This window comes from Sulfitobacter sediminilitoris, assembly GCF_010667575.1.
In the GTDB taxonomy this organism is placed as follows: Bacteria; Pseudomonadota; Alphaproteobacteria; order Rhodobacterales; family Rhodobacteraceae; genus Sulfitobacter; species Sulfitobacter sediminilitoris.
The window spans coordinates 1-4301 of record NZ_JAABNT010000057.1; the positions used below are offsets into that span (position 1 = coordinate 1).

General features: G+C 58.7%; 7 protein-coding genes. 4 read left to right on the forward strand and 3 right to left on the reverse strand.

Annotated features, from left to right (window positions below; all coding sequences use genetic code 11):
* Positions 1–226: 226 nt before the first annotated feature.
* From GV827_RS22965 to GV827_RS22975, 3 genes are read right to left on the reverse strand one after another with little or no spacing between them, the layout of a single operon-like run.
* Positions 227–505: a tetratricopeptide repeat protein gene (locus GV827_RS22965; RefSeq protein ID WP_164356626.1), complete on the reverse strand. Its 279-nt coding sequence runs from the start codon at positions 503–505 to the stop codon at positions 227–229.
* On the reverse strand, positions 459–698 hold the full coding sequence (locus tag GV827_RS22970) for a response regulator transcription factor (RefSeq protein WP_328823211.1): 240 nt from the start codon (positions 696–698) through the stop codon (positions 459–461). The genes GV827_RS22965 and GV827_RS22970 overlap by 47 nt, the downstream gene beginning before the upstream one ends.
* Entirely contained in the window at positions 695–1501 is an 807-nt protein-coding gene (locus GV827_RS22975; RefSeq protein ID WP_164356628.1) for a LuxR C-terminal-related transcriptional regulator, read from the reverse strand. The genes GV827_RS22970 and GV827_RS22975 overlap by 4 nt, the downstream gene beginning before the upstream one ends.
* A 187-nt stretch (positions 1502–1688) precedes the next feature.
* On the opposite strand from GV827_RS22975, the gene GV827_RS22980 reads away from it, so the two are divergent.
* The 4 genes from GV827_RS22980 to GV827_RS22995 all read left to right on the forward strand — a co-directional run.
* The gene (locus GV827_RS22980) at positions 1689–2102 is read left to right on the forward strand and encodes an ester cyclase (protein ID WP_164356629.1); all 414 of its coding nucleotides are present in this window, start codon (positions 1689–1691) and stop codon (positions 2100–2102) included.
* The gene (locus GV827_RS22985; RefSeq protein ID WP_235930705.1) at positions 2099–3274 is read left to right on the forward strand and encodes an MFS transporter; all 1176 of its coding nucleotides are present in this window, start codon (positions 2099–2101) and stop codon (positions 3272–3274) included. Before GV827_RS22980 ends, GV827_RS22985 begins: the two co-directional genes overlap by 4 nt.
* A 2-nt stretch (positions 3275–3276) precedes the next feature.
* A complete protein-coding gene (locus GV827_RS22990) occupies positions 3277–3822 on the forward strand; it encodes an amino acid synthesis family protein (protein ID WP_164356631.1) in 546 nt (181 codons plus the stop codon).
* Positions 3823–4092: 270 nt separating this feature from the next.
* The coding region (locus GV827_RS22995; RefSeq protein ID WP_328823212.1) for a helicase HerA domain-containing protein at positions 4093–4301 on the forward strand (209 nt) is incomplete at its 3' end.

Here is a 4301-nt window from a genome sequence, read left to right on the forward strand (position 1 = left end):
CGAAGCTCAAGCCCATGCTGCCCACAATAGGATGAGGTGAAAGGCAGACCTCGACATCCAAAAGAAATCAAAGCGATAGTTCAAGAAGACCTGTCCAAATCAAAGAGTTTTTCAACACAATCGGCTCACTCCCGACCTTCGCGGCAAGATGCGCTAGTGTTGGCAACGCGGGACGAAGCCGACTTACGCCGCGGCAGCCCCAATGGCAGCTACCGCACACCTCAAGTCACTTGGGAAAACCCGCCTTGAGCAAACGCTCGCGCAGCGCGCTCATTTTTTCTGGATCTTTCAAAGGAACACGATCTAGGTCTTGAACACCGATTCCGGGCAGCGCATCCAGAGCAGCTTTCACAGCCAAAGCAGCCTCTTTTTCGTGGCCAAGCGCGATGTGGCTGGCGGCAAGAACGAAATGTGCGAAGAACCCACTCGGCATGCGGTGTATGGCGCGGTCGGCCCATTCAATTGCGGTCTCGAAGCGACCCGCCATGTAATGCGCCAGCGCCAAGCCTGTCGCGCAGGTCCAGTTTTGATGACACGCCCAGTTTCCGATAGATCGCCGCCAGATGGGTCCGCACCGTGGACGGCGCAAGACACAGCCGGTCCGCTATCTGCTGATAGCTTTCGCCGCTTGCATAGTCTCGCGCGATTTGGCTCTCGCGATGACCGAGCCCGCTCACCTCCGGCGGCTCTTCGGTCACGGAGTGGCCTGTTGTATGGCTTTAATCATGCGGGCGTTTTCCAGCGCGATCACGCTTTGGGCCGCAAACAGCTGGGCAAGCCGGGTGCTTTCATCGGAAAAAGGACGAACAGTCTGGCGATAGATAGTGAACGCGCCAACAAGAGTGTCTCCGGCAAGCATCGGGATCGCAACAAAGGATCGCGCCCCGCCGAGATCCGCAGTGGCATGACGCAAGGGATCCTCCGTCCGGTAAATTGCTTCGGATTTGACATCGATGATATTGATGACCGTTCGCTGCCCATCCATTCGGCCCAGGCCCGTTTCGGGGCTGACCGCAAAGACACCTTGATCGTCAAGCCACGCCTCGAACGGTCTCGGAATTCCCATAGTGTGGTTGGCAAGAAATCTGCTGTCCTGTTGATATTCGAACAGGATTCCAAATTCCGCATCGCAAAGCTCAAGGGCGTGGGTCAGGATCAAAGGCATCACAGCTTCCAGGTCGCCCTGTGCGGCGCTGATGATCCGCAAAACCTCGCTCAGTGTTTTTTCACGGCTGATGGCTTCTTCCAGACTCAGCGCCAATTCCGACACAACCATTGCCAGTTCCGATGGGCTGCGGGGTTCTGGCACTTCGCCCTTCAGCCGGGTCGCCAATTCCAGCTTTGAGGACACTTCCAGTTTGCGATAGATGGTTGCCAGGTGCGTGCGGACCGTGCTGGGAGCGATACACAAGGTATCGGCGATCGACTGATAGGTCTGCCCGCCTGCATAGGCCTGCGCGATCTGCACTTCCCTTTGGCTGAGATCGGCCCGCTCTGACATCTGAGAACTCTCCCAAAAATAATGACTTGGATGAAGTGTGGTGAGAACGCGTTCAATAAGCAATCCTGCAAATGCTGTAGTTTGAATACTGCACGCTGACGCCCGATTTTACCGCATCTGCATGATACCCGGCGTCCCGGCTGCTGGCCTAGGATGAGACCATTAGATCAACACGGAGGAGTGACAGATGACACATTGCGAAACGGCGACCGCATTTTTCGAGGCTTGCGAAACGGGGCAGGGATGGGACGGCTGCAAGGCCTTTTGCCAGGAGGGGGCAACCTTTTCTTGTCAGGCGGATGCATTGGCGGATACGGTAACCCTCGCTGCCTATGCCGACTGGATGAAGGGGCTTTTTACGCCTGTGCCGGATGGCCGTTACAAGCTGACCGGCTTCTCGGCAGATGAGGCGCGCGGCACCGTTGTCGCGACTGCCGAATTCCACGGCACCCAGACAGGTGATGGCGGACCCGTGCCACCGACGGGGAAATCCGTGGTCTCGGACTACGCCTATATCATGCAGTTCAACGGCGACAAGATCAGCCATATGACCAAGATCTGGAATGACGTGCACGCCCTGCGCGGGCTTGGCTGGGCATGATGCGCTGGCGCATCCTTGGCCTGCTGTTTCTGGCCCGCATCGGACTTGGGTTTCAGTTTCAGACAGTGGCCTCCGTTGGCGACGATCTCATCGTCGCCTTCGGGCTCGACTATGTGGGCATCGGTCTCATGATCGGGCTGTTCATGGCCCCCGGTTTGGTTCTGGCCATGCCCGCAGGTTATTGGGCGCGCTACGTTTCTGACCGCATCATGGTGGTCTTTGGGTTGGGCGCTTTGGCTTTGGGTGGGGCCGTGTCGTCCTTGGCGAGCGAAAGCTGGGGCCTCGGCTTGGGTCGCATCCTTGCCGGGGCCGGATTTCTATTCTCGATGCTGTATCTGACGAAGATGGTCGCAGACTGGTTTGAGGGCCGCGAAATTGCGACCGCCATGAGCATCCTTGTCATGAGTTGGCCTTTCGGTATCGCCATGGGCCAGGTCGGCCACGCATGGCTTGCCCATGAGTTTGGCTGGCAAGTTCCGTTTCAGGTCGCCTCGATCTATTGTTTGATTGCAGCCCTTGGGGTGTTTGTCTTCTACCGGGCGCCACATGATCTTCCACATGCCAAAGGCGGGCCGCGCGCGAAGATGACACGGCAGGAATGGCTATTGGTTTTCTGTGCCGCCGCCGCCTGGGGTGTCTTCAACGCGGCCTACGTCACCTATCTGTCCTTCGGGCCAAAGGTGCTTGAAGGCCTGGGCCAGTCCGCCATCGCGGCGGCCGGTATCATCAGCATCGGCAGTTGGATTATGATCGCATCCGGAGCGGTCTGCGGGCAGATCGTGGACCGTTTCGGCGGGCGAAATGTCGTTTTGACGGTCTGCATGGGCGGGGCCATTGCCGCGCTCTTACTGCTCGGCGTGCCCGGTGCCGGCTTTGGTGCAAGCGTGCTTTTCGGCTTGATCGGCATGGCCCCGGCCGGGGTGATTATGGCCATGGCAGGCCAAGCTATGCGGCCCCAGGTCCGGGCCTTCGGAATGGGCATCTTCTTCACCGTTTACTATGCGATCATGTTGGTCACACCGCCCGTGGCAGGCGCCATTCTCGACGCCACAGGCAATGCGCAGGGGCCCATGTGGCTCGCGATGCTGCTCTTTGCCGCCGTGGTCCCACTTGGTCTCGCGTTCCAATACATCAAAAACGTGCCCCGCGCGGGCTTGGCAAAGGAAGCATAGTCATGGACGTTCGGAAAACGGTTTTCACGAAGGAAATCATCACCGCAGATGAGATGGGCCAAGCTTGCGCACCGATCACGCGGGTTGCTGCGATGGCCGTCGTCAAGAACCCTTTCGCAGGCATCGCTCAAACGGACCTGGCGGCGCTTTTCGACCTGAGCGCGCAGCTTGGCCAATCTCTGACGGAAAAACTGGTGATCATGTTGGAGGGGCGGGCACTTTGCTATGGGAAGGCTGCCCTTGTCGGAGCTTCCGGCGCGATGGAACATGGCGCAGCCGTGCTGCACCCGGCGCTCGGCAAACCCGTGCGTGCAGCTATCGGGGGAGGGGCATCCCTGATGCCATCCAACCACAAGGTCGGAGCCGTGGGGGCCAGCATTGATTTGCCAATGGGCCACAAAGACGAGGCATGGTCCTTCGATTACATCGACACGATGACGATCTGCGTGCCCGACGCCCCACGCGCCGACGAAATTCTGCTTTGTATCGGATTGTCAGACGGTACACGCGCGCACCCGCGCGTTGGAAAGGGCCCAAGCAGAGCCTAGAACTCTGGCCTTTTTTGGCGGCACTCACACAGTGGCCATTCGCTACAAGCGCAGCACCGGTCAAGATGGGCTCGTTCCGGTCGTTCTCTGCGCGAAACATGAGTGTCCGGTTTGATGGGTCGCCGCCGTTTTGCGCAGGTCCTCTCAGTGTGTGCAAGGCATCGATTGGCGATAATTGACCCACGCGCCCAGACGGTATTGAGCGACTTCAGACGTTACAGCGATCGGGTGCACCTAGCGGTTTGGGTGCCCCCGCAGGACAATTTCCGCATGAAACCTGTCTCGGAGATTGTGAGCACACTGGGCCTTGCGCAGAGCCGGTACGGCAACTTTCCCTTTGGCATACGCCTTGCTGATCGGTTGATGCATTTGCATGTTGTGGGTCAGACAGGGACGGGCAAGTCGACACTGCTGGCCAACCTCGCCCTGCAGGATGCAGCGTGCGGCTTTGGCTTTTGCCTGATTGATCCACATGGCGA